This is a genomic window from Mastigocoleus sp. MO_188.B34 (genome assembly GCF_030065675.1).
GTDB lineage: Bacteria > Cyanobacteriota > Cyanobacteriia > Cyanobacteriales > Nostocaceae > Mastigocoleus.
Window position 1 is genome coordinate 26,321 of sequence record NZ_JASJDK010000002.1, and the last position, 18,854, is coordinate 45,174.

Sequence of the window (18,854 nt, forward strand, 5' to 3'; positions counted from 1 at the left end):
TGTGTACGCTTTATTTACCTGTAAATAATCCTACCAAAAAGCTAGTTATCATTACTGCTAAGGAAACTAAACCAATGGCAAGGAGTAACAAGCCGGCTATCAATATTACAATAAACCATACGTTATGACTCCTTTTGTGACCGGGAAACTGTAAATGTTCTTCAACTAGCTTGAGATTGTAGTCGTTAGCTCTCCAGGTAAAATCAAATAGATCCCCTAAAACTGGTACTGCTCCGATTAGGGCATCTAAAATGATATTTAGAACCATCTTAGCTAGCATTCCAGCAGGTGCACCCAAACGTGCAGCTTCCACAACAATATAAGAAGAAAGTAAAATCCCTAAGAAATCACCACCAACAGGTAGCAATCCTATAATCGGATCCAAACCAAGACCAATACCTGTTCCCGGAATTAAGATCGCACTATCTAAAATACGACTCAGAGTACGTAAACGTTTGAGAGCACCTGCTTTACTATTCGGATCTATGGTGGAAAATTTAGATGAAGGTAAGGACATAATAGGATTAGCTGAGTGTATCCCCCACAGCTTACATCATGCTAAATCGCTAAACTCGATTCCCAAGTGTTACTCCCAAATATCACACAAATACATAGCAAAAAGCTGTATCAATCATTGCTAATCATCAATGATAAAAACATCAGAGCGATTATAAGCAGGTTGATTTGGTTTATGCATAGCCACAGCTAGCTGATCAATTTTAAAACTAAGAGAAAGTATACAGTGAGGGTTGACAGCTTATAAAAGAGACTTCACGGGAAAAGTCAGCATCCAAAAATTGTTATTTTCTAAATTATTTAATCGATTTATATTTATCCTAGAAAAAAATAAACAGTTTTCAGTTTTTCGACTGAGTGACTTGGTAGTAAATAACAAGAGCTGGATTAAATTTTAAGTCATTTCACAGCACGGATGAACCGTTATAGTCTGTAATATTTTTTTTAAAATGTACTGACGTTTTGTGAAAGGAAAGAATTAAGAAAATATACCGGCGTTGTAATTTATTAAACATTATTATTTAAATCAAATATAAATTAACATGGAAAACTTAACCTCAGAATATATAAACTTAGCGATCGCAGAATCAGTTCAGGAAAAACCGGACTTAGCCCGAATGCTCGCCGTAATTTCCGGTCAAAACGGTTTTGCTGAACCACAGGTGATAGAAGATAAATTAGAAAAAGATCTCACCGGATACTACAAATTAGGAGTAAATTTAAATAGTGCAGGTGGGATAGAAAATCCTGCATTATCTGCTTTAAAGTCGCAACATGAAGCGAATAAAGTTCTTAATCAAGAATCCATCGAGCGATTGGAAAATGCTAAAACATGGAGTGAAAAGAATAGATTCATTTCAATAATTGCTATTGCATCTGGGATAGCTGCATCAATTATGACTGTTACTTCCATTCATCGGACAAGCTTAGCAGAGCAAGCTATTCAAGGTGTGGAAGCTCGGAATGCAAAATTAGTAAAGCTGACTAATGAAAACGAAAGATTAACAAAACTGGCTAAAGATTATCAGCAAAAGAATGAAGAATTAACGGGATCTAAGCTTGCGAAACAACTGAAAAATTGGCGTCTTCTGTACTATCAAGCTAATAAAGAAAAGGAAAAACTAAGCGCTAATTTAACCGAAGTTTGTAGTAAACCACGTAATTTTTTTGGAACTCCAGAGTGTCGTGGATATAGGTAAAAGATTGGGTAGTAATGCAACGACATCAAGCACTGGGTAAAGAAAATGGTAAGACAAGCTTTGAAAGGTTCAATAACACCTTAAAACAGGGAGTTGGACGACTAGTTCGTAAAACATTATCATTCTCCAAAATCCTGAACAACCATATTGGTGTTATCTGGCATTTTATTCATCACTATAATGGTAGTCTGCATTACTACCAGTTATTTTTCTCTATTTTACTTTTTCCTGTTCCCCGTTCTACATTAATAAATAAAACCCGGTACAACGATCGCCATACCGGATATGTCTCCATCCTCATTGATAAAAAACTATTGCTCGCGATTCAGAATTATTAAATAAATACTTAACTCCTAACTTCTGTCTTCTGAGATTCTTCAAAAAGTCCATAGAGTTTTTCTTCTAACTTTTCCATACATGTAGACCAGTCAAATTCCAGTATTCCAAGACGAGCTTGACGAGACATTTCTTGTTTTAGTTCGGGGTTTTCCAAGATTTGGATTATTTTATTAGCAAAATCTTGTGAGTTATTTGCTTCAGCGATCAAACCATTCTCACCATGTGTAATCTGCTCTGAACTAGAAGGTGCAGCTGCAGCAACTACCGGGGTTCCAGAAGCTAATGCTTCTGTATTTGTGGTACAGAAATTTTCCGTAACTGAAGGATTAACAAATATATCTGCACGAGCATACCAACCTAATAATTCTTCTCCGTGAGACTCACCCCATACAGTCAAACCGGGGGCTAAACTTTTTCCACGTTCTTCTATTTCTTCAGATAAAGGACCGCTACCAATAATAACCATATGGACATTACTAATTTTGGCAGCAACTAATTTATATATATCAAAAAGCTGGGAAACATTTTTTTCTGCACAAATGCGTCCAACAAACAGTAGAGTTGGTCTATTATCCTCAGGAATCGGATTACAAGCAATATTTCCCGGATTGAATTTTTTGCAATTAACTCCTTGATAGGGAAGATATTCACTGCGTTGAGATTTCATTTGCTGATATTTGAGCAATTGTCCTCTAGAAGGAAATAAATTTAAATCATAATTTTCGCTGAACTTTTTAATCAGACTTGGAAGTATGGGACGGATTAAACGAAAAATTGGATCACCTAGGTAATAGTTAATATAAGCGACTATGTCAGTATGAAATAGAGATACTGTCGGTGTACCGGTTAGTTTGGCATATTCTCGGGCTATCGGACGACCATAACCTTGTAAAAAGAGTGAATAAAAACCTCTGATTTGTGCAGCTTCTTCAACCATTATAATATCTGGCTGAAATTCTTGTAGGAGTTTAGTATCACTCCAATGTCGATAACTCAGAGGTTGGGGAAGAGATTTATAAAATATCAGAGGTTTGGTAGGAAATGCATAGGAAGAAAAGTTAGGGAAGAACTGTAATTTACTCAAACCAGCCATTGGACGATTTCCCACACTTTCGGGATACTGTTCGTTAATTTGTGGGTGAATCAAAAATACAAAATGACCCTGCTCTAATAACCAGTTTGCTCGCTGATGTACTGCAATAGATACTCCAGTTAAAAACGGAGCATAGAGACTTGTAAAAAGAGCAATACGAAGAGGTTTTTTGTTCATTTGTTGTCCGTTTCTTATATCTGTTTAATAACTTTTATTGCTTAAAATTTAGCGAACCCACCGATATCAGATAGTGCGTTAGACCCATTAAATTGATTTTTAAAAATGGGATATAGTAACAGGTCTAACAGATCCTAGAATGATGTCATTTTTTATTGATAAATTCTTATCTCCTGACTCCTGATTCCTGTCTCCTGACTTCTTCTCTAATAACCCTCAAAGAGAAATTTTTGGATCTATTGGTTGATCCACCCATTTATAAGGACGATATTCCATCATGCGAATTTTGAATGGTCCTTTAATCTGATAATTAATTCCACGCCAGTTGACAATTGGCATCCAATGACAGGAAACTAATGCAATGAAATAAAACCATTGGGTAAATGGAGTTCCAACAAATATCTTCCAAATTTTACTTTTATTAAATCTTGGACTAACTTCACCACGCCTGCTAATAACTTGACGCACACTTTTTTCCAGAGTCAGGATAAGTGCAAGTAAGCCGAATAAATAGCTACAGTAACCAATCAAAGCTAAAATAGCAGCTTGTCCTTGTCCGATAAAAAAGCTAATAAAAAAGAGTCCCAATACTAGGTTTGGTAATACTATAGTCAATATGGAATCCCCAACAACTGCTGGCCATAAAGGATGATATAGTCGGGAAATAAATAACTGTCTTCGAATCCAAGGAAGTAATCTTGGCAGGTTAGTTTCTTCTCGATTAACTATTAATAGTGAAGGTACAAATTTAACTTGATAGCCGTGTTTTTGCATTACTCGACTAATCATTGTGTCATCAGTATAAGAGTGTTTCCATTTTTCCAACAATCCTGTTTTTCGTATGACTTCGGTTTTAATAGCTAGAGTTCCACCCCAAGGTATACCGTACAAAAACATCTGTACGACTGCAGAAGTGTTCCATATGTAGCGCACCAAAGTTCCCCAATATTGACCCGTCGGTAGATACCACCTATTACCTGTTGTTGCTGCAACTTTAGGATCTGATAAAGGAGAAACTAATTCCCGCAACCAATTGGAATGAGCTACTGTATCAGCATCTACTAAAGCAACTACTTTATATGTCTTATCTAAGGTAGAAAGAGCCTGCACCAAAGAGCTACATTTGAGAGTACAAGTTTTTCGTCGGTGTTTGAGAGCTTGAATTTCCACATTACTAGCTTTTTCTTCTGCAACAGTTTTTATCGCAACTTTCCAAGCTGGATCTTCTTCACTATCAACAATGAGCTTAATATCATAATTTGGATAGTTTTGTTGAAAAAGCGATCGCAAACACTTGGAAAGATATGGGTCTGCTCCACGTAAGGATAAAATAACTGCTGTTTTCGGTAATTCTTTTACTTTTACCGGTAATGATTTGCTGTTATACGAACGCAGATATCTTAAGAAAAACAACATCAAAAGCGATTGGATGATAAACCAAATCAATAAACCCGTACAAAATAGTGCAATTAACTGATTCACCTTTGATTCCCCTAATAAATGCTAGTTTGAAAGAAATTCGTACTAAGTTCTTTTCAATGAATAAGTAGGTTAGTAAGAAAAATCATAACTTGTTTGTAATAAAGCTTTAGCGCTAAAGCGCTACTACGAGCATTTTATATTTATTTACATAGTTTACTTTTTTCTTGCCTACTTACTTAAATAAATTCTATTTACCCATAAGCTGTTTGAGATTTGCAGTTTTCAACCATTGCTTTATCAACTGCATCCCATCTTTTAGATTAACTGCTGGTTCGTAAGTTAATTTTTCCCGTGCTTTCTGAATAGAATAACTATGGGGACGAGACATAAAATCTACAGCTTCCGGGAAAATATCTGGCTGTTGACGCAAAAGTTTTTGTCCTCCAGAACGGACTTTTAAAAATAACTTAAGTTCATCCTTTGGTAAGGAAAAAGGAGCTGGTAAATCCCCTGTTTCCGCTAGAAGTAAAAAATATTCTTTCCAAGAAGTCTTTTGTCCATCAGTGATATTAAATACTTCTCCGTAGGCTTCTTTTTCTATGCTCAGAAAAATAGCATCAATTAAATTATCAATATATACGTGATTGATAACTCCCTCTCCATCATTAACGTAAGCAAATAATTTTTGACCCATCAAATGTAAAGGTCTGACAATCCAAGGAATACAACCCGGACCATAAACATCTCCAGCGCGGATAACGATCGTACCAAAATCAGGTGGAGAGTTCAATTCTAAAATAGCTTGTTCTGCTTCTATTTTAGTTTGGCAGTAGGGATTATTCTCATTAGTAAGTGGACCATCTTCTGTTATATCTTCAGGATAGTTAAAACCGTACACTATCGCACTAGAGAGATGAACAAAAGTTTTAACACCTACTTCTTTAGCTGCATAAGAGATATTTTTGGTACCATCAACATTGACTTTATGGAAATCTTTGAGGGAACCACCTTCTTGAGCTAATTGTTCGGTGTGTAATATTATATCAACTCCCTGACAAGCTTTTTTAAGATTTTCAGCTTTAACTACACTTCCAGGAATAACTTCTACACCTAGGTTTTTTGCTGTTGAAGACTTGTCTGTTTTAAGCTGCAGTCCGCGAACTTTCATTCCTTTAGCGATCGCAAGTTCAGCAGCACGTAAACCAACAAATCCAGAAACATCGGTAATGAGTAGTGTTTTCATGTTGGGGATTGGGGATTGGGGATTGGGGATTGGCGATTAGGGATTTGGGATTGGCGTTAGCGTTAGCGCCTAGCGTAAGCGTACCGGATCGGATCCGCAGGTAGCGCAGCTAGAGCCTGCGGCGTCGGCGAAGCCTCTAGGTATTGCGTGACGCGACAGCGTCATATAGGGATTGAGGATTGGGGATTAGGGATTGGAGATTTGTGATACGGAGTTATGAATTTTCCTATTTCCCTATCGCCAGTCCCCAGTCGCTAGTGTTCTAAAAAATATCTGCTGGATCTGTAGAGCGGAGTTGATTGACTGTTAATGCTCCAGATATAATGCACATTAAAATTGTTGAGAGTAAAACTATCGCTGTATTGTGCAAGTTCATCATAATTGGTAGTTTTGTTGCTTCCATGGCAAAATCATACAAACCTAGAGAAATTGCAAAGCCAGGTATGTAACCCAATACAGCTAGTATGAATGCTTGTTGAAATACGATATTTAATAAATATTTATTCTCATAACCTATAGCTTTTAACGTGGCATATGCGATTAATTGAGTTGAAATATTGCTATACAGTATTTGATAGACAATAACAATACCAACAATAGAAGCCATTGTTAACATAAGATTGAGAATAAAACCAATAGGCGTTCTAGTAGCCCAATATTGTTTTTCAAAGTTAATGAAACCGGATTGAGTAAAAATTTTAATGTCATCCGGTAAATTATCCCGCAAATTTTTCAGAACTTTCTGAGGGTCAGCATCAGGTTTAAGAGCAACAACACCAACATCTATCATCTCTGCGGGACGAGTATTAGGAAATATCCGTAAAAAAGTAGAGTCGCTGACGATTAAGTTTCCATCAACACCAAAGGATGGACCTAAATTAAATAGACCTCCAACTCTAACTTTGTAACCCTTGAGAGAATCAAAAGGAAATATTTCAATTAATTGTTTGTTATTTTCTCGTTCAAATCTTTCTGCAACACGACCAAATTCCTGACGAGAGTTCCGGTCGAAAAGTACTACATCGGGAATTTTGATCCGATCTATATTTTGTTCGACTTCTGGAATATCGATTACGGGTTTTCCCGGTTCAAAGCCAATGATATAAATTGAATATTTTTGTCCTGTATCGGGATTCTTAAATTTAGCAAATCCTAAATATATAGGACAAACTGATTCTACACCTTCAAAACCTAAAGCTTGATACAAACGAGTCCGAGAAAAACTCTGAGAGGCTGTTAAAGCCTTATACTGAGAACTAACTAAAAATAAATCTCCGCGTAAATGACGATGTACTTGGGTCGCGCTGGAATAAAGAGCATCTTGAAAACCAAGTTGCATAAACATCAAAATCACGAGAAAAGCGATACCAGCAACAGCGACGATCGCTCGAATTTTGTTGCGGGCTAATTGTAGCCATGCTACAGGAATTTTAAAAGTCATGGTAAGCGATTGGCGACTGGGGATAGGGGACTGGAGACTAGGAATAAAAATTCTTGACTCTTTACTTATTACTTCTTACTCCTTACTTATTACTCCTTACTCATTACTCCTTACTTATTACTCCTTACTCATTACTCCTTACTTATTACTTATTACCGGTTTTTGGCTAATCATAATGGCAACATCCACCTGTAAATTCGTTAAACCGGAAAGAGTTTCACTATCTTTTGGATCGTTAATGCGAACTTTTACAGGAATGATTCTTCTATCTGTCTCTGTTTCTGGATTGACACTGAGAATATTTTGTCGATCGACTTGCAAACCAATTTCAGTAACCGTTCCCTCGATTTTTTTCGGAAATGCTGCACTAGTGATAATAGCTTGTTGTCCCTTATTGACTTGATTAATATCAGTTTGATAAACCTCTGCTTCTACATACATCTGCGATGTTTTACCTATTTCTACAACCCCTTTTTCACTATTTACCTCTCCTGTTTTGGCATGAACTTTTAAGATTCTTCCATCTATGGGAGAACTCAAATAAGTTAAATCGTATTGTGCTTTCGCTTCTTGGACTGCAGTCTCAGCGCTCTTTAATTCTGCTTGCGCGAGTTGAACATCGACCGCACGTACTTTTTTTACACTATCTAATCTTGCTCTTGCTTCTTCAATCTCGTCTCGTACAGTATTTTGAGTTCTTTTCAATTTTGCTTTCGCTTCTTGTAGTAGTTTTTGTGCTGTCTGTAGTTCCAAACGTTTACTATCAGCAACAGAAGCAGAAACTGCACCTGCTTTATATAAACTTTGGTATCGATTATTTTCTGTACGAGCATTTACTAATTCTGCTTCTAAGCGTGCTATCGTCGCTTGTTGAGAAGCAATATCTCCCTGTAACTGAGCTTGTAAACGAGTTACTGTAGCTCTTTGGGCGTTGATGTCACCTTGCTTTGCTCCGGCTTTCACTTGTGCTAGCTTGGCTTGTGCTATCCGTACTTTATCGAGCGTTTGTTGTAATGCAGCCCGGGAACGAGCATAATTCTCTAATAAAGCAATGATTTTTCCAGCTTTAACTTGATCGCCTTCTTTAACTAAGAGTTTTTCGACTCGTACGCCACTCAAGGAACTAGGAGTAGATAATTTGATCACCTCTCCTTCAGGCTCAACTCTCCCTAATGCAGTAACTGCAACTCTTTTTGGTGCTGTTTTTTCTGAATCTACTGGGGGAGAATTGACTTGAGAACTAAGCCGCCAGAACATTGATGAAAATACTAACCCAGCACCTAATGTAATTAAGGTTGCTAAAATTATGCGCCAACGATTTTTAGGTTGTGGAGATAGCTGGCTTTCTTTATCTGCTGTCATATTCTGATTCCAGTTATTCTAATATTTTGACTTTTATATGTGGAGAACTATAACTATCTCGATCGATTGAAACAGTTTTCTGTGACAACAAAACAAATAAACAAAAAGAATCAAAAAACTAAGAAATTTATATGGGTTTCTTTATGTCCTAATTCTGCCCTTAAATTTGCGAACATTTGGATGTTTTAGATACAAATTTTTCTCTTTAATTAAATCCCCTAAATTAAGATTTATTGAGTAATAATTTCTACCATTACTTCAGGAATTATAAATATAATCTGGGTAAGATTTATCTGCTAATGCCAATGGGAAAATATCCTATTAAAACCTATCTTAGTTCAGATTATTGAAATAGCAAAAAACACAATACAAAAAAAGAAACGAAATATACTATATTGCAAAAATTATTTTTAAATTTTTATTGAAAAATATGGAATTACATTATGGCAAATGAAAAAAATATTGTCAACAAAATATTAGTGGTTAGGTATATTTGTATTATTTTTAAGATGATAATAAGAAAATCATACTGTAATCACTATAAAAATCTATATCAAAATATCCGGATTAATCCATAGATCTATAGTCTAAAATCATATAAATTCTGATGGTGTCTTTACTCAAGGTTAGAGGTTATTTTCAGCTTTATTCATAGATATTCTATTGTTTGAAAAAAGTAACTCAGTTTACAGAACTTTTGTTTTTAGTATTTTTTAAGTATTATCATTAGGTATTTTGATAGAGCATAAGAGAAAATAAGTTACAGGAATCAGGTAATAGGAAATATACGTTAGTTTTTTGCTTGCAAGTGCAGGTAAAAAAAAAGAAATATCTACCAAAGATTTTATATTAGTGCCATGGTATCGCTTGTATCTTAATAAACGAAAAAATGGTATTCAACTATGACTAAGCTCGCTTCAGTACCGATAAACAAAATTCGTATTAATAACAATCGCCGTCCAATCAAACAAGAAAAAGTTGATGAGTTAATGGAATCCATTAGAGCCAATGGATTATTAAATCCTATTACTTTAGATGATAATTGGAATTTAGTCGCTGGACATCATCGCTTGAAAGCCTGCGAACAGTTAGGTTTAAAAGAAATCGAGTGTCATATTATTGTATATCAAGATTCAGATCGCGCCCGTTTAGCTGAAATTGATGAGAATTTGATTCGTAATGAACTCAGACCCCTAGAGAGAGGAAGACTATGGCTTGAGAGAGAAGAAATACTTTTGCGTTTGGGACTACTAGCAAAAGTTGGAGATAATCAATACACTCTGACAGGTAGGAATATCACAGGTAGTGAAATAATTTCACCACCAATCAAAACAGCTAAGGATTTAGCAAAAGAGAGTGGTTTAAGCGAACGAACTTATCAGTATGACAAGCAAATAATCCGAAATATTCACCCAGATATTTTGCAAATCATTGAGAATACACCGATCGCTCAACGTCAAACAGCACTATTGAATATCGCCCGAGCAGGTAGCAAAGAGCGTATTCAAGCCGAACAAGCGGAAAAAGCACTGGCTTTAGCTAAAGCATCATCCAATCGAGAAAAACAACGACGACAAGCTGAAATAGTATTGAATTACAGGACAAGACAAAAACAAGCACAGTTGTCAGTTCTCAAAAGTACTGAAGCTTTAATAGAAGCAAAATCTTCTCGTAGTAGAACCCAAAATCAACAAAAAAAATTATATGGAAGGTTATCAAAACTAGAAGTTAATTTGGGCGACCGCTGGAAGTTGGGAGAAAATTTGGTTTATTGTGGCGATACTAGCAGCGATAACTTTCAAGATTTGCTACCGAAAGAGGCTGCATTAACGATAGCGACTTTATCCTCAACTTGGAAGCACGATTATTTAGTCGAAGAATCGCGTATTGTGGCTGTTCTGAGAAAAGAAGGTTATATTTATGACTTTTGTCGCTCCAATAAAATGCCTTTTCAATATGAATTAGCGATCGGTAACATTTATATCGGCATATTTTCCCGTCAAAATATATCTAAACCACCAATGCCGGTTAATGTTGAAAATGTTGAAGGAATAGTTAATTATTTACTGCATTTGTATAGTAGTCCGAATGATTGTGCGATCGCACCATTTATGGGTGAAGGGGAAATCCTCGCTATTTGTCAGCGACTTAAGCGTATTTGTTTTATCGGTGACGATAATCCTCAAAGGGTTAGTCGAGGAATTATACGTTGGCAAAATATGACTGATAAACAGGCGCAAAAGATATAGGGAACAGGGAATGGAAAAAAGTTTAAAAATAGTAATATATTTTTGGTTTTAGTTTGTTACTTCCCAAACTCAGTTCGGGAATTAGAATCTTGAGATTTCACCTCTTGATAATTATAGTTTCTACAAGATTTCAGGAATGCAATATTTGAACATAGAAATGGTATGAGATTGTGCAGATAGTGATTTTTGTAGACCAATGACAAAAATAAAAAAATTAATCCATAATATTTAGGCTTATTCATAAAAGATTTAAAATATTTATTTTTGTATGTACTAATTAATCAATATTACCTTCTGTACCTACTATTACATTAATGAGTTTGAAATTCATCTGCAACGATTAAAATTGCTAGCTGTCTTTAAAACTATTGGGAAATATCATGATTTAATCAAAATTTACTACTTAGTAAGTCGATGTATGTCTCGAACAGTCAAGTAAATAATCACATGACAAATATTTGGGAAAAAATTGAGTAATAATAGTATATTTTAGGAAAATATCTCAATGTAGTTTTGTCTTTATAATTGGCACAGTAAATGAAATACAAAAGCCCTAATATTAGCATTGGGGATGATATTTATTCAAAATAAAACCTATATATAGATAATAAATTACCAGGTTTTATAACGATACATACAGGCAAGTATTTATACAATAAATTATTTCCCATTATTGCCTGAATCTGCTCAAATAATATGGTTGAAAGCAAAAAATATAAAAATAATGAATCCAAATTATTAGATGTGTGTTACTGTTGGAATTAATTCAAACATTTTAGGAAGAATGCATATGTAATTAGTAAATTACAATTACTAAGGGAAGAACTAGAAATAGATAATTTCCTGTAATTTACTCATATTGCATTTACTTTGTTAATACTCGTTTAATTAGTGTAGGTAATAAGTGATTTTTTGTAACGGGTTTGTCAAATAATCTTTATCGGATTCCATAGAATAGATTATCTTGGACGTCAAAACTGACTATGGCATTGATTAAGATACAGAACGTTGTCATCAACACGAGTTACGTTGCAGCAGTTAGATTAGGGGAAGAAAATGAATCTGGCGAAAAAAGTGTTTCCGTCCTGATGATTACCCCCCAATCTTTACTGTTTCCTTGGGAATCTGCTTCTCAGAATCTTTACCATTACGAATGGATTGAGTTTACCTCTCAAGCAGCGATCGCTCTGCAAGATTACTTCTCAAGTTGCAACAATGTGATTGATTTATTACCCCAGTACGAGGAATCTAACATTGTTTAGGTCGTGTTTTTGGGATACCTATCGGTAGTTTAATTTTCTAGTACCAATTGCAAGTAACATTGTTCGCGATTCCCTTCCCAACAAAAGAATATCTATATAAGTTTTTGGTGTGTGGGAAGTTTTTGATGTAGAAGATATTTTGTGTGAAGTGAGAGACAGATAATCTTCTGTTAAGAGGGGAATTGTCACAGAGTGCGAACAGTATTATTGGAGTGAGGAATTGTAAGTCTTTTTTGTGGTGTCTGTGTATGGTACTCACAGATCAAAGGATTGTGTATATTGGTGATTTACGCAATTTCCAGATAAATGTAGGTCTCCAGATAAATGTAGGTCTCCCCATAAATTCACCTTGCAATAAGATCACCTTCTAATAGACCATGAAGGTCTTAGCATCTTTGGGGTGCACCTCTGTGGGCGTGACTGAATTTTAGATTGTGTATTAATTTAATTGTAACTAGTGTATATTGATTAGACATCTCCAGAAATGAGATATCACCCCTGACTACACAAGGCTTTTATATTCTTTTTCGGAGATGTCTATTAGGCTACGCTAGTTATGACAATGGATCGATCTAAATATTAGTGTAGTTTGGTTCTCAGTAACTTTTCGGAAACCGAGCATTCGTGCTGCTACCATCTCCAGAAAAGATTAATGGAGTCGGCTTTACTTGTACAACTCTGCGACAAATGACGCAGAGACTCTAGAACTTAGGTTGCTGAAAGTTGCAAAATAACTTAGGTAAGCTTCAAGAACTAATACTTAAGGATTCATACTTTTATAAGTAGATACATACTACTTGCAATTGAACACTCAACAAAAATAAAGATTTGTCAATGTCCTATGTCTGGTTACTCATTTAATGCGGCATTGGAAGAATTAGCTGCGCAAATAAACAGTTGTGAGCAGGATTTAATTAGGTTTATAGAGGAGAAAAAAATGGTGTCGGATAAATCTATGCCAGTTGATAAGATGAACAGACATTTAAAAGATACACCTATAGCCATTATTGGTATGGCTTCTCTGTTTCCTCAGGCGAGGAACTTACATGAATATTGGCAAAATATTGTTAATAAAATAGATTGTATTACGGATATTCCTGAGTCACATTGGAGTGTGGAAGATTATTACGATCCTACTCAGCGCAATCCAGAGGATAAGACTTATTGTAAGAGGGGTGGTTTTATTCCTCATGTTGATTTCAACCCGATGGAATTTGGTATACCTCCGAGTATTTTAGAGGTGACCGATGTATCGCAATTATTAAGTCTGGTAATTGCGAAGGAGGCGATGGAAAATGCTGGCTATGGAGAAAAAAGTCAGTTTAATCGCGAAAACACTGGCGTTGTCTTGGGTTCGGCTGCATTAAAGTTAGGGGTACCCCTATCTTCGAGATTGCAATATCCGATTTGGAGAAAAGTACTTAAAAGTAGCGGTTTATCCGATGAAGATACCAAACGTATTATTGAGAAAATCCAGAGCGCTTATGTAAAGTGGGATGAAAATGCTTTTCCGGGAATGTTATCCAATGTAGTTTCTGGTAGAATTGCTAATCGCTTAAATTTAGGCGGACTCAATTGTACTGTTGATGCAGCTTGTGCTAGTTCTCTTGCAGCTTTGAAATTAGCAATTGGGGAATTAGTAGAACATCGCTGCGATATGATGCTCACGGGTGGCGTTGATACTGACAATTCAATCAACGCTTATATTAGTTTCAGTAAAACACCTGCTGTCTCCCCTGGTGACAAAGTCAAACCATTCGATAGTAAATCCGATGGAATGATGTTGGGTGAAGGAATTGGCATTTTAGTGCTAAAACGTTTGGAAGATGCTGTCCGAGATGAAGATAATATCTATGCAGTTATTAAAGGCATAGGAACTTCTAGTGATGGACGTTACAAGAGTATTTATGCTCCCCGTAAAGAGGGACAGGTCAAAGCTTTAGAACGGGCTTACAAAGATGCTGGCTTTGCTTCGGAAAGTGTCGGTTTAATTGAAGCCCATGGAACCGGGACTATGGCTGGAGACCCAACGGAATTTGGCTCTCTCCATCAATTTTTTAGCGAATCAGACAGCAAAAAACAGCATATAGCCCTCGGTAGTGTAAAATCCCAAATTGGACACACAAAAGCAGCTGCAGGTGCAGCAAGTTTAATTAAAACAGCTTTGGCACTACACCATAAAGTATTACCACCGACAATTAATATTGACGAACCAAATCCCAAATTAGATATTAATAATTCATCTTTTTATCTCAATACCCAAACTAGACCTTGGATCCGGGCTGAAGGTGAGGCTCCTAGAAGAGCAGGTGTGAGTTCTTTTGGATTTGGTGGTACTAATTATCACGTGGTGTTAGAAGAATATGAAGCCAAGCAAGAAAATGCTTATCGCTTGCATCAACCTGCTGGTGAAGTGATACTATTCGCCCAAACACCTGCAAAATTAGTAGCTATTTGCCAAGAGACTTTAGCAAAATTACAGTCAGAGACTGGTAAAACAGACTATGCTCTACTTTTGGAAGAATGTAGAGAAACATCTATTCCTTTAGAAGTTGCAAGGGTAGGATTTGTTGCAAATTCCTTAGTTGATGCTTGCAAGCTACTGAAAACAACTATTGATTTACTCAACAAGCAGCCTAAAGTTCCATCTTGGGAGCATCCCCAAGGAATTTTTTATCGCTGCTCGGGTATTAAGCTAGATGGGAAAGTAGTAGCTTTATTTTCTGGTCAAGGTTCTCAGTACCTGGAAATGGGTCGAGAATTGGCGATGAATTTTCCCGAGTTAGGGCAATTATATGGTTACATGGATAACCTATTGCTCAAAGATAACTTGCAGTCAGTTTCCGAGATAGTTTTCCCTCGTCCAGTATTTGATGAGAAAGAAAAAAATGCTCAAAGTGCTGCTTTGCAAAGAACAGAGTATGCTCAACCAGCGATTGGAATGTTGAGTGCAGGGATGTACAAAATTTTCCAAAAAGCAGGTTTTAAATCAGACTTTGTTGCTGGACATAGTTTTGGGGAATTGACAGCATTATGGGCTGCAGGCGTCTTAAGTGAAGAAGATTACTGCTTCCTAGTCAAAGCTAGGGGTCAAGCAATGGCTGCACCCCAAGACCCGAATTACGATAGCGGAGCGATGTTAGCGGTAAAAGAGGAACTGAGTAAGGTAGAAACTGTATTGAAACAGTTTCCTCGGGTTAAGATCGCAAATCTCAATTCACCTCGTCAAGTAGTTTTGGCTGGACCAACTCAAGAAATCAAGCGAGTACAGCAGACATTGCAAAATGCAGGGTGTACTGCAATATTACTTCCAGTTTCTGCTGCATTCCATACCTCTTTAATTGCTTTTGCTCAAAAGTCTTTTGCAATTGCAACTAAGAGTGTGGAGTTTAAGACTCCTCAAATACCGGTTTACACAAATGTTACGGGTAAACAATATTCCCAGCAACCAGCAGATATCCAAAAAAATCTCGAAAATCATCTGGCTAATTCAGTATTATTCAAACAGGAAATTGAAAATATTTACAAGCAAGGTGGATATTGCTTTGTAGAATTTGGTCCGAGAAAAATTCTGACCAATCTCGTTAAAGATATTCTGGGTGAAAATCCCCACGTTGCGATCGCTGTAAATCCCAGTCCGCGTAAAAGTAGCGATAAATGCTTGCGAGAAGCTTTTATACAATTGCGAGTTGTGGGTTTACCTTTGAAAAATTTAGACCCTTACCAACTTCCAGAACCGATTCCTGCTCCTAAAAAGAATAAGCAGTTAACGGTATCTATCAATGGTTCTAACTATGTTTCTCCTAAAACGAAACAAAGATTTATTGAAGCTTTACAGGATGGACATAAAGTTCAATTAGAACCAAATCAAATAGAAGTCAATCAAAAATCAGAAATAACTGAAACAGTACCTCAGAAATCACCTCAGCAACTATCTCAAGTTCCTCTAAAGAAACTTACTTTAAGTACAACTGAGGAAGAAAAAGTTCAGGAAACAATATCTGAAGCGGTACATAAGACAGAGAAAAAGATTAACCGAGATGTAAAAGCATCTCATCCATCTCCAGCAAATCAACCGAAAGTACCGGAACATCCACCCACATCAGTTTCTCAAGCAGCAGTTTCCAAAACTAACATGGAAAAACCAACACTAAACAAACAAGTAAATTACCAACAGATTTTAGAAAGTTTAGAATATGTTCTCGAACAATTCCAGCAGAATCAAACTGAGAATTTACAAGTTCATGGATACTATTTGAACCATCAAGTGGAATATGTGAAAACTTTCTTCCAACTGATGCAACAACATAATGATTTACTTGCACAAAATAATACCCCACAACAAATAGCTGAGCTAAAATCCCAGTTGATGGAAAGTTTAGAGCGGAGCATGATGCAGTTCCACTCACAACAGGGAGATACTCTGCGAGTTCATGAGGAATATCTCAATCATCAAACAGAATATACCAAAAACTTCTTCCAACTAATTCAACAAGAATACGCTCGACTAATCAGTGCTGAAACTTCAGGTGAAACAAGTAAACTTACAGAGGGTGAAAGTGTAGTTAAGTTAGACAATATCACCTCTCGCAAAGATACTTCTTCTCCCAGCATCCATAAAATTTGGGAAATTTCTTCCCCAGCAGAACCAGAAGTAGATTCTTTATCTAATAAAAAAGTATCGGAACAACAAGGTATTCCTGCTCCTGCTCCTAACAATGGCTATCAAAGTCAGATCAAAGATGTAAGTAGTATTGAAAGTTTAGCTGATAATGCTACATCTGTTTGTGAAGATAAAGATGAAGTGAAAGTCGAACCAAAAGTTGAACTTGAACCGAAAGTTAAATCTGTTTTCCAGACACTAGAAGTTCAGGTTGTACCAACTAATCCTGTAAATACAGCTACTGAAATCGGTCAAACTCTTCTCAATATCACCAGCGAAAAAACAGGTTACCCGGTAGAAATGCTGGAGTTAGACATGGATATGGAGGCTGATTTAGGTATCGATTCCATCAAACGGGTAGAAATTCTCGGAGCAATGCAGGAAATGTATCCCGATCTACCCCAAGCAAATTTAGAAGAGTTGGGTGACAAGCGGACAATCGGTGAAATTGTAGAATTTCTTCAAGCCCAAATATCCGGTAATGTATCGGTAGAAATAGAATTATCAGAAGTTAAACATCCCAAATTACAAGACTCAGTAACTACAGCACCAGTTACTGAAATGAAAGCCAGCGAGACTGCAGATATACCCACAAAATTTGCTGATACAGTAATTGAGAACGATCTAGAAACAACACAAACAGAAAGTGAATTTCAACCCGAGGTTGAAAATACAGGTGAGATTGTAAAATCAAATAGTTCGGATATCGAAATTGCTTCCTTAGCCCAAACTCTGCTAGAAATTACCAGCGAGAAAACCGGTTATCCGGTAGAAATGCTGGAATTAGAGATGGACATGGAAGCAGACTTAGGGATTGATTCCATCAAACGGGTAGAAATTTTGGGAGCAATGCAAGATAAGTATCCCGATCTACCTCAGGGTAATGTCGAAGAAGTGGGAGAACTAAGGACCATAGGTCAAATTGTTGAATACATGGAAGCCTCACTCGGAGGTCAAAAAAAAAAGTCCCAACACAGTCAGTCTCAAGAATTAACTGAAACTCAAACAACTAAAACCCAAAACAATCCCCTTCGTCGTCAAGTCAAACTTAGAATTTTACCCAGACCAGATTTTTTAGACTTTCAATTACCAGAGGGACACATCGCTTTAATTACCGATGATGGTTCCCTCACTACCTCCAAATTAGTCCAATCCTTAATAGATTTTGGCTGGAAAATAGTAGTTTTAAGTTTCCCCCAATCCTTAATTTCTCAACAGTCACCCTTACCAACAGGGGTCACCCGCATTACCTTAGAAGACTTAAGCGAACAGCATTTGCAACAACAACTGAAAGCAATCGCCATCAACTTCGGTAAAATCGGTACATTTATTCATCTCCATCCCATATTAGAAGTCAATCAAAACGGAAGAGTGTCCTACCTAGAAGAAGAAAAAGCAATTATCAAGCAAGTATTTTTAATCGCCAAACATCTGAAAAAATCCCTCAACCAAACAGCCGATCGCGGACGCAGTTGTTTTTGTACGGTTGCTCGTTTGGATGGAGCATTTGGACTCGAACAGCAAGTTAGTTTTGGTCCCATAGCAGCAGGACTTTTCGGTTTAACCAAGACTTTAAATTGGGAATGGGAAAGAGTATTTTGTCGAGCGATCGATTTGGGTCCGGAAATTAATGCGGAAAGCTCAGCACAATATATTCGTTCAGAATTACACGATCCAAATCGTTATATCACTGAGGTTGCTTACGGTAGACGCGGTAGGGTTACTTTGATTAGTGCGATTGGGGATTAGGGATAAGCGATTAGGTAATTGGTAATAAAAAACTCTTTACTCCCAACTGCTGTACGGACGCGACATACACCCGAATTCTGTACAGACGCGTTAGCGCAGTGTAACCGCTAGGTTAACATGTCGCGTCTCTACAAATCCT

The 18,854-nt window shown here is 36.6% G+C and carries 10 protein-coding genes and 1 pseudogene; 5 read left to right on the top strand and 6 right to left on the bottom strand.

The window, feature by feature from the left end; genetic code table 11:
* Positions 1-10 precede the first annotated feature (10 nt).
* Positions 11-517 (bottom strand): DUF4112 domain-containing protein, encoded by a 507-nt coding sequence (locus QNJ50_RS00655; protein WP_300630992.1) that lies wholly within the window; start codon positions 515-517, stop codon positions 11-13.
* A gap of 541 nt (positions 518-1,058) precedes the next feature.
* Between QNJ50_RS00655 and QNJ50_RS00660 the strand changes: the two genes are divergently transcribed.
* The gene (locus QNJ50_RS00660; protein WP_300630994.1) at positions 1,059-1,715 is read left to right on the top strand and encodes a hypothetical protein; all 657 of its coding nucleotides are present in this window, start codon (positions 1,059-1,061) and stop codon (positions 1,713-1,715) included.
* A gap of 20 nt (positions 1,716-1,735) precedes the next feature.
* Positions 1,736-1,897: pseudogene (locus QNJ50_RS00665) on the top strand (IS1 family transposase); the annotation flags it as partial.
* Positions 1,898-2,061: 164 nt separating this feature from the next.
* Here QNJ50_RS00665 and QNJ50_RS00670 read toward each other — a convergent pair.
* The 5 genes from QNJ50_RS00670 to QNJ50_RS00690 all read right to left on the bottom strand — a co-directional run bounded on the left by QNJ50_RS00670 (position 2,062) and on the right by QNJ50_RS00690 (position 8,792).
* Positions 2,062-3,324, bottom strand: a complete 1,263-nt coding sequence (locus QNJ50_RS00670) for a glycosyltransferase (protein ID WP_300630996.1) — start codon at positions 3,322-3,324, stop codon at positions 2,062-2,064.
* 216 nt (positions 3,325-3,540) lie between these two features.
* Positions 3,541-4,740 carry a glycosyltransferase family 2 protein gene (locus tag QNJ50_RS00675; RefSeq protein WP_300631147.1) on the bottom strand — a complete coding sequence of 400 codons (1,200 nt, stop codon included), beginning with the start codon at positions 4,738-4,740 and terminating at the stop codon, positions 3,541-3,543.
* Between the two features lie 253 nt (positions 4,741-4,993).
* Positions 4,994-5,989 (bottom strand): NAD(P)-dependent oxidoreductase, encoded by a 996-nt coding sequence (locus QNJ50_RS00680; protein ID WP_300630997.1) that lies wholly within the window; start codon positions 5,987-5,989, stop codon positions 4,994-4,996.
* 262 nt (positions 5,990-6,251) lie between these two features.
* Positions 6,252-7,430, bottom strand: a complete 1,179-nt coding sequence (gene devC / locus QNJ50_RS00685; RefSeq protein WP_027844596.1) for an ABC transporter permease DevC — start codon at positions 7,428-7,430, stop codon at positions 6,252-6,254.
* A gap of 138 nt (positions 7,431-7,568) precedes the next feature.
* Positions 7,569-8,792, bottom strand: a complete 1,224-nt coding sequence (locus QNJ50_RS00690; RefSeq protein ID WP_300631001.1) for an ABC exporter membrane fusion protein — start codon at positions 8,790-8,792, stop codon at positions 7,569-7,571.
* Between the two features lie 902 nt (positions 8,793-9,694).
* Between QNJ50_RS00690 and QNJ50_RS00695 the strand changes: the two genes are divergently transcribed.
* The 3 genes from QNJ50_RS00695 (at position 9,695) to QNJ50_RS00705 (ending at position 18,715) form a co-directional block, all read left to right on the top strand.
* The gene (locus QNJ50_RS00695) at positions 9,695-11,041 is read left to right on the top strand and encodes a ParB N-terminal domain-containing protein (protein WP_300631002.1); all 1,347 of its coding nucleotides are present in this window, start codon (positions 9,695-9,697) and stop codon (positions 11,039-11,041) included.
* 983 nt (positions 11,042-12,024) lie between these two features.
* Positions 12,025-12,303 carry a hypothetical protein gene (locus QNJ50_RS00700; RefSeq protein WP_300631004.1) on the top strand — a complete coding sequence of 93 codons (279 nt, stop codon included), beginning with the start codon at positions 12,025-12,027 and terminating at the stop codon, positions 12,301-12,303.
* A gap of 841 nt (positions 12,304-13,144) precedes the next feature.
* Positions 13,145-18,715, top strand: a complete 5,571-nt coding sequence (locus QNJ50_RS00705; protein ID WP_300631005.1) for a type I polyketide synthase — start codon at positions 13,145-13,147, stop codon at positions 18,713-18,715.
* Positions 18,716-18,854: the final 139 nt, after the last annotated feature.

What these genes read in the sequence shown, in the direction of transcription:
- QNJ50_RS00655 (WP_300630992.1), bottom strand. Translation starts at nt 517, where the DNA reads ATGTCCTTACCTTCATCTAAATTTTCCACCATAGATCCGAATAGTAAA.
- QNJ50_RS00660 (WP_300630994.1), top strand. Translation starts at nt 1,059, where the DNA reads ATGGAAAACTTAACCTCAGAATATATAAACTTAGCGATCGCAGAATCA.
- QNJ50_RS00670 (WP_300630996.1), bottom strand. Translation starts at nt 3,324, where the DNA reads ATGAACAAAAAACCTCTTCGTATTGCTCTTTTTACAAGTCTCTATGCT.
- QNJ50_RS00675 (WP_300631147.1), bottom strand. Translation starts at nt 4,740, where the DNA reads ATGTTGTTTTTCTTAAGATATCTGCGTTCGTATAACAGCAAATCATTA.
- QNJ50_RS00680 (WP_300630997.1), bottom strand. Translation starts at nt 5,989, where the DNA reads ATGAAAACACTACTCATTACCGATGTTTCTGGATTTGTTGGTTTACGT.
- devC (WP_027844596.1), bottom strand. Translation starts at nt 7,430, where the DNA reads ATGACTTTTAAAATTCCTGTAGCATGGCTACAATTAGCCCGCAACAAA.
- QNJ50_RS00690 (WP_300631001.1), bottom strand. Translation starts at nt 8,792, where the DNA reads ATGACAGCAGATAAAGAAAGCCAGCTATCTCCACAACCTAAAAATCGT.
- QNJ50_RS00695 (WP_300631002.1), top strand. Translation starts at nt 9,695, where the DNA reads ATGACTAAGCTCGCTTCAGTACCGATAAACAAAATTCGTATTAATAAC.
- QNJ50_RS00700 (WP_300631004.1), top strand. Translation starts at nt 12,025, where the DNA reads ATGGCATTGATTAAGATACAGAACGTTGTCATCAACACGAGTTACGTT.
- QNJ50_RS00705 (WP_300631005.1), top strand. Translation starts at nt 13,145, where the DNA reads ATGTCTGGTTACTCATTTAATGCGGCATTGGAAGAATTAGCTGCGCAA.